At 35.1% G+C, this 16914-nt stretch carries 13 protein-coding genes and 1 other annotated feature; of the genes, 2 read left to right on the top strand and 11 right to left on the bottom strand.

Annotated elements, in window-relative coordinates; all coding sequences use genetic code 11:
- Positions 1-52: 52 nt before the first annotated feature.
- Entirely contained in the window at positions 53-2701 is a 2649-nt protein-coding gene (locus tag JOC75_RS18355; RefSeq protein ID WP_204955456.1) for a valine--tRNA ligase, read from the bottom strand.
- Positions 2702-2842: 141 nt separating this feature from the next.
- Positions 2843-3093 (bottom strand) — a binding site (T-box leader).
- A 394-nt stretch (positions 3094-3487) separates the two neighbouring features.
- Here JOC75_RS18355 and JOC75_RS18350 point away from each other — a divergent pair.
- Positions 3488-3679: a hypothetical protein gene (locus tag JOC75_RS18350; protein ID WP_204955455.1), complete on the top strand. Its 192-nt coding sequence runs from the start codon at positions 3488-3490 to the stop codon at positions 3677-3679.
- A 154-nt stretch (positions 3680-3833) separates the two neighbouring features.
- Here JOC75_RS18350 and ysxE read toward each other — a convergent pair whose 3' ends face one another.
- From ysxE to hemA, 8 genes are all read right to left on the bottom strand, one after another.
- On the bottom strand, positions 3834-4865 hold the full coding sequence (gene ysxE, locus JOC75_RS18345) for a spore coat protein YsxE (RefSeq protein WP_204955454.1): 1032 nt from the start codon (positions 4863-4865) through the stop codon (positions 3834-3836).
- 81 nt (positions 4866-4946) lie between these two features.
- Entirely contained in the window at positions 4947-6167 is a 1221-nt protein-coding gene (gene spoVID / locus JOC75_RS18340; RefSeq protein ID WP_204955453.1) for a stage VI sporulation protein D, read from the bottom strand.
- 383 nt (positions 6168-6550) lie between these two features.
- A complete protein-coding gene (gene hemL / locus JOC75_RS18335) occupies positions 6551-7837 on the bottom strand; it encodes a glutamate-1-semialdehyde 2,1-aminomutase (protein WP_204955452.1) in 1287 nt (428 codons plus the stop codon).
- A 30-nt stretch (positions 7838-7867) separates the two neighbouring features.
- On the bottom strand, positions 7868-8851 hold the full coding sequence (gene hemB, locus JOC75_RS18330) for a porphobilinogen synthase (protein ID WP_146949190.1): 984 nt from the start codon (positions 8849-8851) through the stop codon (positions 7868-7870).
- A gap of 13 nt (positions 8852-8864) precedes the next feature.
- Entirely contained in the window at positions 8865-9650 is a 786-nt protein-coding gene (locus JOC75_RS18325) for a uroporphyrinogen-III synthase (RefSeq protein ID WP_204955451.1), read from the bottom strand.
- A complete protein-coding gene (gene hemC / locus JOC75_RS18320) occupies positions 9650-10582 on the bottom strand; it encodes a hydroxymethylbilane synthase (protein ID WP_204955450.1) in 933 nt (310 codons plus the stop codon). Before hemC ends, JOC75_RS18325 begins: the two co-directional genes overlap by 1 nt.
- 29 nt (positions 10583-10611) lie before the next feature.
- Positions 10612-11442 (bottom strand): cytochrome C assembly family protein, encoded by an 831-nt coding sequence (locus tag JOC75_RS18315; RefSeq protein WP_239589564.1) that lies wholly within the window; start codon positions 11440-11442, stop codon positions 10612-10614.
- An 18-nt stretch (positions 11443-11460) separates the two neighbouring features.
- Positions 11461-12819 carry a glutamyl-tRNA reductase gene (gene hemA / locus JOC75_RS18310; RefSeq protein ID WP_204955449.1) on the bottom strand — a complete coding sequence of 453 codons (1359 nt, stop codon included), beginning with the start codon at positions 12817-12819 and terminating at the stop codon, positions 11461-11463.
- 420 nt (positions 12820-13239) lie between these two features.
- On the opposite strand from hemA, the gene JOC75_RS18305 reads away from it, so the two are divergent.
- The gene (locus JOC75_RS18305) at positions 13240-13728 is read left to right on the top strand and encodes a LiaI-LiaF-like domain-containing protein (protein WP_204955448.1); all 489 of its coding nucleotides are present in this window, start codon (positions 13240-13242) and stop codon (positions 13726-13728) included.
- Positions 13729-13849: 121 nt separating this feature from the next.
- Here the strand turns inward: JOC75_RS18305 and yihA are convergent, their stop codons facing one another.
- Both yihA and lon read right to left on the bottom strand, forming a co-directional pair.
- Positions 13850-14434, bottom strand: coding sequence for a ribosome biogenesis GTP-binding protein YihA/YsxC (gene yihA, locus JOC75_RS18300; protein ID WP_204955447.1), 585 nt, complete (start codon positions 14432-14434; stop codon positions 13850-13852).
- Positions 14434-16755, bottom strand: a complete 2322-nt coding sequence (gene lon, locus JOC75_RS18295; RefSeq protein WP_204955446.1) for an endopeptidase La — start codon at positions 16753-16755, stop codon at positions 14434-14436. Before lon ends, yihA begins: the two co-directional genes overlap by 1 nt.
- Positions 16756-16914: the final 159 nt, after the last annotated feature.

Below are 16914 nucleotides of genomic sequence, written 5' to 3'. Positions count from 1 at the left end.
TATCTATTTAAAAACTCGGGTGCGCTATAAAGCACCACCCGAGTAACTAAACTTAACCTCTTAACTCTTTAATTCTTGCTAAAACGATTTCTCGCTTTTCAATGTAATCATTTTCTTTAGCTTTTTCTTCCTCTATTACTTTATCAGGAGCTTTCTTTAAAAAGCCCTCGTTACCTAATTTTTTCTGTACGCGCTCTACTTCTTTATCAAGCTTTTCACGTTCTTTTTCTAATCGTTTAATTTCTTCTTCAATATTTATTAATCCTTCTATCGGTAAAATAATCTCTGCACCTGTAACAACAGCTGACATTGATTTTTCACTTGTTGAGATGTCAGTAGAAACATCCAATGAGCTTGTGTTACAGAATCTTTCTACATAAGCACGATTATCTTCAAGCTGTGTTACTACACTATTATCTTTTGCTTTAATTTTCATTGGTATTTGCTTACTCATAGGTGTATTCACTTCAGCACGAATATTACGAACTGCTCGAATTACTTCAACTAAAAGCTTCATTTCAACTATTGATTTATCATCTGATAGTTCGGTATTTACTGTTGGCCATGAAGCTACAGTTATTGAATCACCTTCATGTGGAAGTGATTGCCAAATTTCCTCTGTAATAAACGGCATGAATGGGTGAAGCAATCTCATCGTAGAATCTAAAACATAAGCTAATACAGATCGAGTTGTCTTTTTCGCAGCTTCATCTTCTCCGTATAAAGAAAGCTTTGCCATCTCAATATACCAATCACAGAAATCATCCCAAATGAAGTTATAAAGCAAACGACCGATTTCTCCAAACTCATATCGATCAGCTAGCTTTGTTACATTTTCAATCGTCTCGTTCAGACGTGTTAAAATCCATTTATCTGCCACCGTTTTTTTGCCTGTTAAATCAATTTCTTCAAATGTTAAACCATTCATATTCATAAGTGCAAAACGAGATGCATTCCAGATTTTATTGGCAAAGTTCCAAGTTGATTCTACTTTTTCATAGCTAAAACGTAGATCCTGACCTGGAGAGCTTCCTGTTGATAAGAAGAAGCGAAGAGAGTCAGCTCCGTACTGATCAATTACTTCCATTGGGTCAACACCATTGCCTAATGATTTACTCATTTTACGTCCTTGCTCATCACGCACAAGACCATGAATTAATACATCTTTAAATGGACGTTGCTCTGTAAATTCTAGTCCTTGGAAAATCATACGAGATACCCAGAAGAAAATAATATCGTACCCAGTCACTAACACATCAGTTGGATAATAGCGCTTGAAATCAGCAGATTCAACATCTGGCCAACCCATCGTTGAAAAAGGCCATAAAGCTGAACTAAACCATGTATCTAATACATCATTATCTTGATCCCAGTTTTCAATATCTGCTGGTGGCTCTTGATTTACATATACTTCACCTGTTTCCTTATGATACCAGGCTGGAATACGGTGACCCCACCATAGCTGACGTGAAATACACCAATCACGGATATTTTCCATCCAGCGTAAATATGTTTTTTCAAAACGATCTGGAACAAAATTAACTTTATCTTCTTCTTGCTGAAGTTTTATTGCTTTATCTGCTAATGGCTGCATTTTAACAAACCATTGTGTTGATAGATAAGGTTCGACAACTGCACCACTTCGTTCACTATGTCCAACGGAATGCATATGCTCTTCAATTTTAAATAACACTTGTTGCTCTTGAAGATCTTTTACAATTTTCTTGCGACATTCAAAACGATCTAATCCTTTATAAATCCCAGCTTTATCATTCATTGTGCCATCTTCATTCATAACAAGCACACGCTCTAGATTATGGCGATTTCCGATTTCAAAATCATTCGGATCATGTGCAGGAGTAATTTTAACAGCTCCTGATCCAAATTCCATATCTACATAATCATCACCAACGATTGGAATTTCTCTTCCTACGATTGGTAATAGTACCTTTTTACCTATTAAATGCTTGTAACGCTCATCTTCAGGGTGAACCGCTACAGCTGTATCACCTAGCATTGTCTCAGGACGTGTTGTTGCAATTTCAATAGAGCCTGTTCCATCTGCTAAAGGATAACGCATATGATAGAATGCGCCTTGAACATCTTTATAAATAACTTCAATATCAGAAAGTGCTGTTTTCGTTTGTGGATCCCAGTTGATTATATATTCACCGCGATAAATAAGGTCTTTCTTATATAAATTAACGAAAACCTCACGAACAGCTTTTGATAATCCTTCATCTAAAGTAAATCTTTCACGAGAATAATCTAATCCTAGTCCAACCTTTGACCATTGCTCACGAATATGACCAGCGTATTCTTCCTTCCACTTCCACGTTTCTTCTATGAATTTCTCACGTCCTAAATCATAACGTGAAATACCTTCTTCACGAAGCTTAGCTTCAACCTTTGCTTGAGTTGCAATTCCTGCATGATCCATTCCTGGAAGCCATAACACATCATAGCCTTGCATTCTTTTCATACGTGTCACAATATCTTGTAGTGTCGTATCCCAAGCATGTCCTAGATGTAGCTTACCTGTTACGTTTGGTGGTGGGATTACAACTGTATAAGGCTTTTTCGTTTCATCACCTGTTGCTTCAAAATATTTACCTTCTAACCAAAAGGAATAACGATTTTTTTCAATTGCATTTGGATCATACTTTGTTGGTAAAGATAATTGTTGTTCATTGTTCTCCATTTTATTTCCTCCTTATTACTAAGTATTATTTATGTACGATATTTGACACTGTTATCACTTATTGTTAACTTCATCGAATACCCATAAAATCAACAGTCCGTTCTAAACAGTAGCAGAAAAAATAAAAACTCCTTCCATCCATAAAAGGACGAAGGAGAATATTTTCGTGGTACCACCTTTTTTTACAGACTATAACCAAATAAAGCTAGGGTCTTTTCCATAGTCTATACACTCAACAAAATAACGGTTTTTACCGGTTTCTTCTACTATCATTTCAAAGAAACAACTCCTGGGCGACATTCCAATCCCTCTGGCTTAAGAAACCTTTCAGCAAATGATTTCTCTCTCTGTAAAGTGATGGTGATTGTACTCTTCCCAATCTTCGTTTATTCAATATTAAATTGGTAGTTAGCAATGAACCATTTAGCTGCACTAGGTTCAATGTAAAGTTTAGATGTAAAAACAACAATCTTTCACAAAACAGCTTTTAAATTATAACATCTCTTATATATTACTAAACAATCCTTTTTTTCGTCAATATCTTTGCCATGTTTATCTTTTTTCATACAGGCACATATCACGATTTGGGTGCATATTTTATCTTACGATTATATTTATGACAAATGCTTATCTCTTTTATACAGGTGAGCATTAAATTTTTATAGAGTATTTTGAAGGCTCTTTTCTTTAAAGATACCACTAGACATTATACAATGCTGTATCCTTCAGATTTATAAAAGCATATAGATTACGAAAATAGAGCCTTTTGAAAGAGGAGGGGTTTAAATGAAGCGGCGTTATAATCCTTACACACTTCCACCATGGGTAAGACAAATGCGAGAGATTGGTATTCAAATTATTATACCTTTAACGATTTTTCAAGGAATTCGTACTGTTTTCTTCCCAACGTCATTTGATGTATTACTATTAGGATTATTAATTTTATTAGCAATAGCATTACGCCTTGAATGGTTATAATGAAAAGTTATTTAATAGCAGAGGCTTACTCATTTTAAAAAGAGTGAACCTCTGCTTTTTCAATAAATGATAGATACTAACTAGGTTGTGGTTAATGTGTTATTCCAGTCAAAAGTACACTTGGACCAGAAAAATTGATAAAGCCTAATGAAATCTACTGTTCTTGAGCTTGTTGAGCTTCCTGTTTTCGTTTTTCTTCAATTTCAGAAATCTTCATAACAAAATACTCAATGTTTTTAAATTGCCAGTAGGCTTTTACCAATTGTCTATTTTTCTCTAACTCCGTTGATTTATTTTTAGGAGAGTAGGATTTAATAAGCCGGCAAATTCGTTCTGGATAAGATAAGTAACTGAAAAAGAGAAGCATTTCTTCTTCTGTATATGGATAGCCTTTTTGGTACGTATAAAACCAGTTCACACAATCATCACTTGGTATTGGATATGTTTTTGCCGTTCGATTGATAAAATATAAAAAATCATCGATCGGAGCTGCATATTTAGATTTCTCAAAATTTGCTAAATATCCCTTTCCCTCACCATCATATAGGAAATGACGCGCTGAGATTTTCCCGTGTGTTAAAACCATTCTAGATGACTCTTTTTCTTGCATTTTTTCATACCATTCTGTAAGCTTTTTCTTTGAGAAATCTATTGCTCTACTCACTTCTATAAAATAAGTTACTGCTTGTAATTCAAAAGGAGAAAGATATAATTTCTGTTCACACTCTTCAACAAAGGATTCATAATAGATCTTTGTTTCATCAAGATGTTTTTCAAAAGATTCATAATGATGAGAAGCAGCATCACTAGATAGTTTGACATCTCTTTCTGTTCGACTATGTAGCTCTGCAACTTCTTTAAAAAGATATTGATGTCTCGCATCTCGTTCTTCTTCCGTTTCATTTGTTAACCATGGCATTAAGTAGTAATATTCACCATTCATTTGTGAAATTGTTTGATTTGAGCGATTTCTAACGAGTGGAACATATTTAGCATATTTTGTTTGATCCAAGATTGAATATGATTCAATAAAATAGGGATTTGGATTTTTTGCTAATTTTTTTAAAGCATATGAACCATTATCTGTATATACCTTTACCACTTTTTTACTAATTTCTTCTGAATACTCTAAATTCAAATCATATTGCTTCAGCAACGGTGTGATAGCTTCAACTTGTATAGACATTCCAACAACACCTCCAATCAGCTCAACTTATTAATGAAAAAAACAGCTGAGGTAGAATTTGCCCCATGCTGTTTCTTCATTTTATTTGCTAGTAGAATATGAGGGAATATAAAGGATTTGCCCTTCATAAACATCTTGATCTGCATGAAAGTCGTTTACTCTTAAAATCTGTTGAACCGAAATATCATAGCGTTGACTAATAAGCTCAATGCTATCACCTTGCTGCACAATGCACATTTTTACTCTTGAGAAATCTTCTTCTTCATCTCTCGCAAATAAACTAGTTAAATAATGAGCATCTTTAGGATTTGTTTCATCTCTTCCATCAACATCATCTTCTTCAGTTTCTGATTCTAAAGAAGCTTCCTCTGTTTTAGAAAAGAAGGAATACTGCACCTCTTTAGGCTCATCTTCAACCTCTTGAGCTTCTTTTCTTACTTCAACTACGAAAGGATCATATAAGTCCTCTTGTGGATCTTCTTCCTTTTGTTCTTCTTGTTCTTCACTAACAATAACCTCTTCCTCTTGCTGTTCAATTTCATTAGTTAATATCGTTTCTTCTACTTCACTGTTATTTACATCTTTAGGTGAAGTAAGTTGTTCAACTTCAGAGTGACTTTCTTCAAGAACTCGATCTTCTTTCACTTCTGTTTCCTCTAATTGAAATGAAGAGAATTTGTCCAAGTCTTGTTCACTTGTTGAGTCTTCATAAAAAGATGAAAATGGAGATACATTTTCTTCTTCATTTACTTGAGGTGGTGTTGGTGTTGGTGTCTCAACAGCAGCATTTGGTTGTTGCTGCTGACCTCTGAATAATGCTTCAAATGCTTCTTCCTTTTCCTCAGGCCTCTCTACTTCAGTAGAAACTTGTTCTACTTGCCCATCAGAAATTCCACTTATTGATAAATCTGCAATCAGCTTCAAACATTTGTATTCTGGTAATTCATAATCAAATGACTCAATCGATACATAAACCTCTTCTAATTGTTCAATCCGATTTCTAGGAATTGTAATATCAACAGGGAAGCGATGGTTCAATACACTTACTCCATCCTCCCGAGTTGACACCTCATTCACATACCGAACATTTGCATATTCAAATTGCTCCTTCGCACTCGCGTCATTATCTATTTTGTATTCTCCCGTAAGTTGCAATGCACCTCGAATTGAAATGTACTGATCATGTTCATGAATTGTAATATCAGGATCTAATGAAATTGATAAAAGTTCAGATACTTCCTGTCCTTTTTGAAACCAAACTGATTCTTCTACAGAGAAACGTAGCTGCTGTTCCTGTGACAAAAGAATTCCTCCTTTCAAATAGCCTAGTAAATTACTATGACAATACAGATGTATGTATGAAAACTGAAAAATATGATTGATTTATTACGGAATTATTGGTTTATAGCATGAATTTCAGAGAAAAGCAGAACTGTTTGTCACTTAAATAAGCTGTTAGGACAATGATATGAGTAAAGATGAGAACTGATACCAATTTTTTCTGTTGGTTATCTAAGGGTTTATTGTATGATGCGCTTTATTCATTTTAACTTTCCACTTCCTTTTGGGCTTCATCATTGCTATGAAGACCTTTATTATTTCTCATACTCCCCTAATGAAAAAGCCAACCACAAAAAAGCGTGAATCCCTTTTCTAAGGATCCACGCACCACGATATAAGTAGCTTTATTTAAGACTAGCAAATGATTTTCTAGCTGCCTCAATTGTATATTGAATATCTTCATCAGTATGTACTGTTGAAAGGAACAGTCCTTCAAATTGAGATGGTGGTAGAAAAACACCTTCGTTTGCCATACTTCTATAATATTTTGCAAAATATTCAAGATTAGATGATTTTGCTTTTTCATAGTTTGTCACTTCTTCGTTTGTAAAAAAGAAGCCGATCATTGAGCCTGCACGGTTAATTGTATGGGGAATTTCATACTCAGCTGCAGCTTTTGAAAGTCCTTCTTCAAGGAGATCAGCTTTACGTTGAAATTCTTTATAAGAATTCTTTGTTAACAGCTTTAATGTTTCAAGTCCAGCTGTCATTGCTAAAGGATTTCCTGATAAAGTACCTGCTTGATAAATTGGTCCACTTGGAGCTATTTGCTGCATAATTTCCGCTTTCCCACCGTAGGCACCTACAGGCAAGCCTCCACCAATTACTTTTCCTAGACAAGTTAAGTCTGGTGTAACGCCGTAAAACCCTTGAGCACAGCCGAAATCAACTCTAAAGCCTGTCATTACTTCATCAAAGATTAACAAAGCGCCAAACTCTTCAGTAACTGAACGCAATCCTTCTAAGAAGCCAGGCAGTGGTGGAACAACTCCCATATTACCTGCTACAGGCTCTACGATTACACCCGCAATATCTTCTCCGAATTCTTCAAATGCGTAACGAATACTTTCAAGATCATTGTATGGTACTGTAATGGTATTCTTTGCAATACCTTCTGGTACACCAGGGCTATCTGGTAAACCTAATGTAGCAACACCAGAGCCAGCTTTAATTAATAAAGAATCTCCATGACCATGATAACATCCTTCAAATTTAATAATCTTATTTCTGCCAGTATAACCTCTTGCAAGGCGCAAGGCACTCATCGTTGCTTCCGTTCCAGAGCTTACCATACGCACAACTTCAATTGACGGCACACGATCAATAACAAGCTGCGCTAATTCATTTTCTATTAATGTTGGGGCTCCAAAGCTTGTACCTGATTCAACAACCTTTTTAATAGCTTCCACAACTGTGTCATTTGAATGTCCGTGGATAAGCGGCCCCCAAGATAACACATAATCGATATACTCATTACCATCAATATCAAAAATTTTAGAGCCTTTTCCACGTTCCATAAAAATTGGGTTCATTCCAACAGATTTAAATGCACGTACAGGACTGTTTACTCCTCCAGGCATTAATGTTTGCGCTTCTTTAAATGCCTTTTCACTATTCGCGTAACTTCTCATTAGTATTCCCCTTTCTTACAATTGATTTATTCATTGTTGATCTTCTTTTAACCAACGTGCTACATCTTTTGCAAAATAAGTAATGACTAAATCTACACCTGCACGCTTCATCCCAATTAGCATTTCCATAACCATTGCTTTTTCATCTACCCAACCATTTTGCGCTGCTGCTTTAATCATTGAATATTCTCCACTTACATTATACGCAACAACAGGAGCATTAAAGTTGTTTTTCACATCACGAATAATATCTAAATAAGCTAAAGCAGGTTTCACAATTAAGAAATCTGCACCCTCTTCTATATCTGATTGTGCCTCTCTTAACGCTTCATCACGATTAGCCGGATCCATTTGATATGTTTTACGATCACCAAACTGCGGTGTACTGTGTGCTGCATCACGGAAAGGACCATAAAATGCACTTGCATATTTAACAGCATAAGACATAATCGGAATATGCTCAAAGCCAGCTTCATCTAAACCATAGCGAATGGCTGCAACAAAGCCATCCATCATATTTGAAGGGGCAATAATATCTGCGCCAGCTTTTGCTTGACTCACTGCAGTACGTGCTAATAAATCTAATGTAGGATCGTTTAATATTTTCCCATTCTCTACAATGCCACAATGTCCATGATCAGTGTATTGACATAAGCAAGTATCAGCCACTACAACAAGCTCTGGAAAAGCTTCCTTAACCTGTCTTGTTGCACGTTGAACGATTCCATTATCATGATAGGCTTGCGTGCCAACATCATCTTTTTCTTCTGGAACTCCAAATAAAATAATAGATTTAATACCTAATGAAACAATTTCTTCTATCTCAGCATTTAATAGATCTAGTGATAAATGAAAAACACCTGGCATAGATGGAACTTCGTTTTTCTTATTTTCCCCTTCAACTGCAAAAATTGGGTAAATAAAATCCTCTGCTCTAAGATGTGTTTCCCTTAGGATTGATCTCATGCTATCACTGTTTCGTAAACGACGATGTCTTGTAAATTCGATATTCATCTGAAGTCCTCCCTTAGTTATCCTCAAGTTCTATCATTAACTGTACCATATCATCAATTGTATAATTTTGTGGCATAAACCCTATAAATCCGTAGCCTTTAAGTGTATCGTTCGTAATGGGACCAATACAGATAAAAGTCAGCTTTTTTAAGTGATGATGTAGTTCTTCTTGATTAAGCACCTTCATAAAGCTATCAACCGTTGAAGAGCTTGTGAAGGTTATATAATCAATCTCATCGTTCACTATATGACTGTGTAGCTTTTTTGCTTCTGAAACATTATGTACTGTTTTATAGACAACTAGATCTGTTACTTCATACCCTTTATTTTGCAATTCTGTTACAAGGGTTGGTCGTGCAAGATTACCACGAATAACAAGTATTTTAGCGTTCGTATGTAGGTTAGTGGATATGCTTTCTGCTAATTTTTCAGCAACGAATTCCTCTGGAACAATTGAAACTTCTAGACCGATCTCTTTCATTTTTTCACTTGTTTTTCTACCAACTGAAGCAGCAATTAAATGCTGTAAAGAATCATAGGATATATGATAATTATCTAGATAATGTTTAAAATGTATGACACCATTCGCACTGGTAAAAACAATACAATGATAATCTTCAAGTTTATTAAGTATGGTTGCAATTTCTGCTTCATTCGAATCATTTGCTTCTATTTGAAGAAGTGGAGCAGAAATGGCTACTCCACCTGACTCTTCAATTTTGCGAATAAATCCTTCAACCTGAGATTTCGCTCGTGTTATTAATACTCGCTTCCCTTGCAAAGGATCTATGCTTTTCATTATTGATCTAGCTCCTCTTTCACTCGGTCAATCAATTCTTTTGCTCCTTGTTCAGTTAAAGCTTCAGCAACTTTTCTGCCTAATTCCTCAGGATTATTACCTGTAACATGTTGCTTATATAACTCTTTTCCATCAGGAGAAGCGATTAAGCCAGTAAAGGAAACTTCATCATCTTCATTTACCGTTGCAAAGCCTGCAATTGGCACTTGGCATCCACCCTCCATTTTTGTTAAGAAGGTTCTTTCTGCTGTTACAGCTAACTTAGTTCTCATATCTGTTAACTTTTCTAATAAGTTTAATAGCTCTTCATCATTTTCACGACACTCAATTGCTAGTGCACCTTGACCTACTGCAGGTAAGCATGACTCAGGCTCTAGAAATTCTGTCACAACATCCTTACTCCATCCCATTCTTGATAAACCTGCTGCTGCTAAAATAATAGCATCATAATCTTCAGTTTTTAATTTATCAAGTCGGGTATCTATGTTTCCACGAATCCATTTAATTTCAATATCAGGTCGTTCGATCAATAGCTGTGCACTTCGTCTTAAACTACTTGTGCCAATAATTGCTCCTGCTGGAAGCTCAGAAAGCTTTTTATGATCCTTTGAAATTAGTACATCACGATGGTCTTCTCGTTTTGGAATACAACCAATTGTTAAACCATCTGGAAGAATACCAGGCATATCTTTCATGCTATGTACAGCCATATCAATGTCACCATCAATCATTGCCTGTTCAATTTCTTTAACAAATAACCCTTTTCCACCAACCTTTGATAAAGTTACATCTAAGATTCGATCACCTTTTGTTACGATTTCCTTTATTTCAAATTCAAAGGGTAAACCAAAAGCCTTTAATTGATTAATTACCCAATTTGTTTGCGTTAATGCTAATTTACTCCGTCTTGAGCCTATGACAATTTTACGCATGTTTTCCTCCTACTACATCCCTAGATTCTTTATGAATTCCAAATATGAAATCTTGATAAACTACCAAATAAGAAAAAATTTATTAATAACACTAGAAAAGCTGCGATATTCATTAATGCTACTGATTTACCTTGCAATTCTCTTACAATTCTTATATACAAGTAAGCGCTATATGTGAGTAAAACTGTAAAAGAACCTAGTATTTTTGCATCATACCAATGGAAGTTTACCACTTTGATATATGCCCAAATAATACCTAATATCAAACTTAATAAAAGCATCGGCACACCAATTACATTTAATACATATGACATGTGATCAAGCTTTGATAAATCCTCTATACGAAGCAGACGTTTTCCCCATTTTTTCTTTTTTAATAAGTTATGTTGAATAACATATAAAGTAGAAAATACAAATGATAGTGAAAATGCCCCATAAGATAAAATAGCCATCGTAATATGAATTAATAGTAACTCAGATACTAGCTGACTTGATACTGCAGCAGATTCATATTGCGCCGGTGCAAATGTGTGAATGGACATCATAATGAATCCGATGATATTTGTAAAAAAGATAATAAATTCTGCTCGAAGAAATTTGTTTAATACTACAGAGAGTGTTACAAGTACCCAGGTGTAAAAATATAGCCCTTCAAACATATTAAGCACTGGAAAGCGCCCTGTTTCAAACATACGGGCAAATAAAAAAATTGTTTGCAAAAGCCAAACAATAGAAAGTAACCAGAAGGCAGCACGATTAGCCTTCCGGTTATTATTAAGAAAATCTATAAAATATAAAAGTACACATAATGCATAAAGAATGATGGTAACTTCATTAATTCTAGTCAAACTCATTTCCATAATGAAAGGTCCTTTCACTTACGATTGAAGTGAAGCACGATAATCGATCATCTGCTCATTAGATCTTAATGATTGCTTTTCCAATCTTTCTTTAACCATTTGTTCTTCAACATCATCTTCAATGTTAAATATCTTTTTAAAAAGGTCCAATGATTCTTGAGCGTTTGGTTCAGCAGAAAGTTCCTTTACTTTAACAATAGGATCTTTTAGCAATTGATTGATGATGCTTTTCGTATGCTTATTAAGCACTTTTCTTTCACGTTCAGTTAAGTTTGGCATTTTTCGTTCAATGCTTTCCATTGTTTCTGCTTGAACAGTTAGTGCTTTATTACGAAGAGCAGCAATGACTGGTACAACACCTAGTGTATTAATCCATTGCTTAAATTGAACGATCTCTTCCTCTATCATAAGTTCAATTTTCTCAGCAGCAACTTTACGTTCCTGAAGATTCGCTTCTACAATTCCTTGAAGATCATCAATATCATATAGGAAAACACTATCTAAATCGGCTAGCTTCGGATCTAAATCTCTCGGTACAGCAATATCAACCATAAACAATGGGCGACCTTTTCTCATTTTCTCAACATGAGTGACCATTTCCTTTGTAATCACGAAGTTTTTAGCTCCTGTTGAACTAATAAGTATATCCGCTTCAATCAAGCCACATTGAAGTTCGTTAATCCCCTTCGCATTACCATCAAAACGATTTGCTAGCTCTTCTGCCTTTTGCAATGTTCTATTCATAACAGTTACTTTTCCAACACCACTGCCATGTAAATTTTGCACAGCAAGCTCGCCCATTTTTCCGGCACCTAAAATAAGAACATGCTTTGAACGTAAATCACCAAAGATTTTTTTAGCTAGCTCCACAGCTGCATAACTAACAGATACTGCGTTTGCACCTATATCAGTTTCAGAATGTGAGCGTTTAGCTAATGTGATAACTTGCTTGAACAATTGATTAAAGATTGTACCAATTGTGTTGTGTTCCTGCGCAAGTAAAAAGCTAGAACGAACCTGTCCTAATATTTGTGTTTCACCTAGAATCATTGAATCTAGCCCACAAGCAACTTTACACAAGTGATCAAGTGCTCCATCTTGTTCAAATATCGTTAAATATGGTGTGATCTCATCTTTATCTAATCCGAACCACTCAGCTAAAAATGCTTTTATATAGTAACGACCAGTGTGTAGCTGATCAACTACCGCATATAACTCAGTTCGATTACATGTAGATACAATTACATTTTCAAGTACACTTTTTTGTTTTTTTAACTGTTTCATCGCAACTGCAAGCTCTTCTGGTTGAAAGTTAAGCTTCTCACGAATTTCAACAGGGGCAGTTTTATAGTTTAGCCCGACAACAAGTATATGCATTCCCTTTTACACCCCCACATACAAGGATCTCTATTTACTAGTATATCATCTTATAGTAAAAACTCTGTTAAAAAATGTGAACAGTGTTTGAAACTATATGATAAAATATGTTTGTTCATTATTTATTGAAAATCATCTATTCTCATTAAACATTCTACATACTAAGACAAATTACTCATACTCTCAATGAGTACAATAACAAATATTAACGTAATAATCAAGCTAATGGCTCGTATTAGCATTTCAATTTATCAAGTATGACATAAAGCTTTTTTTATAAATTTGTTGTTAGTTAAAATGTATATTTTTCGATGAAAAGATGCCACTAGACTTTATACAATGCTATTCCTTAAATATACTAAAGCAGCTAAGTTTACGAAAAAAGCTCGGATTAATCAATTATTTTCCTAGAGGTGTACGATGAAAAACCAAAAATTATTACCAGCAATTATCTTATTGGCTCTCGGTATTTTTTATTCTATCCAAAATTTTAATATCCATTTATTTAACTTCCAAAATAGTTGGCAAATGTTATTAATTTTACTAGGCTTTGCATTCTTAATTAGCGGACATTTTGCCCAAGATTTTTCATCTATATTACCAGGAGTTATCTTAACTGGACTTGGTGTGCATTTCATTTATCATGATAAACTCACTTCATGGCCGGATTATCCAGCAGCGTTTTTATTCATACTAGCAATCGGGATGATTTTAACTTCTATTAAAACGAAAACAGGCTATGTTCAAGGGGTTGCATTATTTGCTACTGGATTATTCCTGCATTTTTTCCAAAGAATCATCGAATCCATAACATTACTTCAAAATTTTGCAACTTTAATTGAAAAATATTGGCCTCTTTTACTTATTATAATTGGTAGCTACTTATTATTAATGAAGAAACGCAAGTAATCGTGCATAAAAACACAGGAACTTGCTCTGAAGTGTGATAGGGTATAGACGCTTCGGATTTTATACTCCTAAAGCTAAATAACGCAAAAAAGGCTGACTATCATTTAGTCAGCCTTTTTCATTATGAAGTATAGTGTTCAATAATGCTCCATACCTCTGTTTTACCTTGACCTGTTTCTGATGAAAATAAAACTAATGAATCTGATTTATCCATGTCTAATGTATCTTTAATCACTTTAACATGCTTCTGCCATTTCCCTTTAGGGATTTTATCTGCTTTTGTCGCAACAATAATTGTTGGGATATTATAATGCTTTAAAAAATTATACATTAAAACATCATCTTTAGATGGTGGATGACGAACATCAATTAATAACACAACAGCTCTCAGCTGATCTCGTGTTGTAATATATGTTTCAATCATTTTGCCCCATGCTTCACGCTCTTTTTTACTAACCTTTGCATATCCATAACCAGGCACATCAACAAAATGAAGAATTTCGTTGATTATATAAAAGTTTAACGTTTGTGTTTTACCAGGTTTGGAGGATGTTCTAGCAAGATTTTTTCTTGCTAAAATTTTATTTATAAATGATGATTTCCCAACATTTGATCGACCTGCTAATGCTATCTCCGGAATATTTACATCAGGATATTGCGCAGGCTTTACAGCACTAATAACAATTTCAGAACTTGTAACCTTCATTATTTCTCCTCTGCTAACGCATGTTTTAATACTTCATCTAAATGTGACACAAGTAAAAAGGTTAGTTCATTACGAACACTCTCAGGGATATCATCTAAATCCTTTTCATTATCCTTAGGTGCAATAATTTTAGTTAACCCTGCACGATGCGCACTTAGCGTTTTCTCTTTTAATCCGCCTATTGGAAGTACTCTTCCACGTAACGTTATTTCCCCAGTCATTCCTACCTCTTTACGAACAGGTCTACCAGTTAAAGCTGAGATAAGAGCTGTTGCCATTGTAATTCCTGCTGATGGCCCATCCTTTGGAACAGCACCTTCTGGAACATGGACATGGATATCATTTTTCTCATGAAAATCACGGTCAATTTTTAGCTCTTCAGCTCGAGAGCGAATATAGCTAAAAGCAGCTTGTGCAGACTCTTTCATAACATCGCCAAGCTTACCAGTCAAAATCAATTTCCCTTTACCAGGTGAAACTGATACCTCTATTGATAACGTATCTCCACCTACGGTTGTATAAGCTAAGCCTGTTGCAACCCCAATTTGGTCCTCAAGCTCGGCCTGTCCATATCTAAATTGCTTTTTGCCAAGAAACTCTTCAATGTTTTTATCCGTAACAATAATTTTCTTACGCTCCTGCTTTACTACAAGCTTTGCTGCCTTTCGACATACCGAAGCTAATTGACGCTCTAAGCCACGCACTCCAGCTTCTCTAGTAAAGTAACGAATAATACTTTGAATTGCATCTTCGCGTATTTGTAAATTCGCTTTCTTTAAGCCGTGATCTTCTAACTGGCGGGGTAGTAAATGATCTTTCGCTATATGAACTTTTTCCAGCTCAGTATACCCAGCAATCGTAATGATTTCCATACGATCACGCAGAGGACCAGGTATTGTCGCCAAATTATTTGCTGTTGCAATAAACATTACCTTTGATAAATCATATGTTTCCTCAATATAATGATCACTAAAATTATGGTTTTGCTCTGGATCTAATACTTCTAGTAAAGCCGCTGAAGGATCTCCCCTGAAATCACTGGACATTTTGTCAATTTCATCTAAAAGAAACACTGGGTTAATTGTTCCTGCCTTTTTCATCCCTTGAATGATTCTGCCTGGCATTGCTCCCACATATGTTCGGCGATGACCACGAATTTCAGATTCATCTCTTACTCCACCTAGAGAAATTCTGACGAAATTACGGTTTAGCGATTTTGCGATTGATCGTGCTAAGGATGTTTTCCCAACTCCAGGAGGTCCTGCCAAACAAAGTATAGGACCTTTTAGCGAATTAGTAAGCTGTTGAACAGCTAAATATTCAATCACACGATCCTTTACTTTCTCTAAGCCATAATGATCTTCGTTTAGAATATTCTCAGCAACATTAACATCCAATCTATCTTCAGTTGCGTTTGTCCAAGGTAAAGAAAGTAGCCAGTCAATATAATTTCGAATAACGGCACTTTCAGCAGAGCTTGATGGAACTTTTTCATAACGATCAAGTTCCTTTAAAGCAAGTAGTTTAACATGATCAGGCATTCCTGCTGCTTCAATCTTTTCGGAAAGTGAAGAAACTTCTCCAAGTTTCCCTTCCTTCTCTCCAAGTTCTTTCTGAATGGCCTTCATTTGCTCACGCAAATAATATTCTTTCTGTGTTCTTTCCATTGAACGCTTAACACGCTGACCAATCTTTTTCTCAAGCTGAAGAACTTCTTTTTCATTATGAATAATCGAAATTACTTTGTTTAGTCTTTCTTTCACATCCAGAGTTTCCAAAACCTCTTGCTTTTCTTTAAGCTTAAGTGGTAGGTGGGATGAAATAATATCTGCCATACGACCTGGTTCATTAATATCTGAAACAGTTGCATATGTTTCTGCGGATACTTTTTTAGAAAGCTTTATGTATTGTTCAAAGTATTCCAACATTGTTCTCATTAAAGCTTCTTCTTCCACACCTTTTTCTTCTGGGTCTTTATGCATGGTTATTTCTACAGAATAATAGTTATCTTCTTCAACAAAACGTTCTATTTCTCCTCGTTCGATTCCTTCTACGAGAACGCGAATTGTCCCATTTGGTAATTTAAGCATTTGCTTAATCTTTGTTAAAGTACCAATTTCATAAATGTCTTCTTCTTGTGGCTCATCTATCGAAATCTCTTTTTGTGTTGTTAAAAAGATGATATGATCTTCCATCATTGCCTTCTCTAACGCCTGTACAGACTTATCTCTTCCTACGTCAAGATGCAATACCATCGTCGGATAGACTAATAAGCCTCTTAACGGAAGAAGTGGGACGATTTGAGTAGTTGATTTCGCCATGCGTTTACACCTCCATGACATAATAGTAAGTTATTGTTCAATTCTATCTTATTCTTTTTCAAGTGTCTATTTGTAACAACTTTACAACCAATTCCATACGTAGTATACCCTATTCCTCACATTTGAAAAAGAAAATCTGAAAATCATTTATAAAAATGA

This window comes from Metabacillus crassostreae (assembly GCF_016908395.1).
GTDB lineage: Bacteria > Bacillota > Bacilli > Bacillales > Bacillaceae > Metabacillus > Metabacillus crassostreae.
The sequence above is the reverse complement of the archived record's forward strand: the minus strand, read 5'-3'. Positions and strand labels throughout refer to the sequence as shown.

What these genes read in the sequence shown, in the direction of transcription:
- JOC75_RS18355 (WP_204955456.1), bottom strand. Translation starts at nt 2,701, where the DNA reads ATGGAGAACAATGAACAACAATTATCTTTACCAACAAAGTATGATCCA.
- JOC75_RS18350 (WP_204955455.1), top strand. Translation starts at nt 3,488, where the DNA reads ATGAAGCGGCGTTATAATCCTTACACACTTCCACCATGGGTAAGACAA.
- ysxE (WP_204955454.1), bottom strand. Translation starts at nt 4,865, where the DNA reads ATGTCTATACAAGTTGAAGCTATCACACCGTTGCTGAAGCAATATGAT.
- hemL (WP_204955452.1), bottom strand. Translation starts at nt 7,837, where the DNA reads ATGAGAAGTTACGCGAATAGTGAAAAGGCATTTAAAGAAGCGCAAACA.
- hemB (WP_146949190.1), bottom strand. Translation starts at nt 8,851, where the DNA reads ATGAATATCGAATTTACAAGACATCGTCGTTTACGAAACAGTGATAGC.
- JOC75_RS18325 (WP_204955451.1), bottom strand. Translation starts at nt 9,650, where the DNA reads ATGAAAAGCATAGATCCTTTGCAAGGGAAGCGAGTATTAATAACACGA.
- hemC (WP_204955450.1), bottom strand. Translation starts at nt 10,582, where the DNA reads ATGCGTAAAATTGTCATAGGCTCAAGACGGAGTAAATTAGCATTAACG.
- JOC75_RS18315 (WP_239589564.1), bottom strand. Translation starts at nt 11,442, where the DNA reads ATGGAAATGAGTTTGACTAGAATTAATGAAGTTACCATCATTCTTTAT.
- hemA (WP_204955449.1), bottom strand. Translation starts at nt 12,819, where the DNA reads ATGCATATACTTGTTGTCGGGCTAAACTATAAAACTGCCCCTGTTGAA.
- JOC75_RS18305 (WP_204955448.1), top strand. Translation starts at nt 13,240, where the DNA reads ATGAAAAACCAAAAATTATTACCAGCAATTATCTTATTGGCTCTCGGT.
- yihA (WP_204955447.1), bottom strand. Translation starts at nt 14,434, where the DNA reads ATGAAGGTTACAAGTTCTGAAATTGTTATTAGTGCTGTAAAGCCTGCG.
- lon (WP_204955446.1), bottom strand. Translation starts at nt 16,755, where the DNA reads ATGGCGAAATCAACTACTCAAATCGTCCCACTTCTTCCGTTAAGAGGC.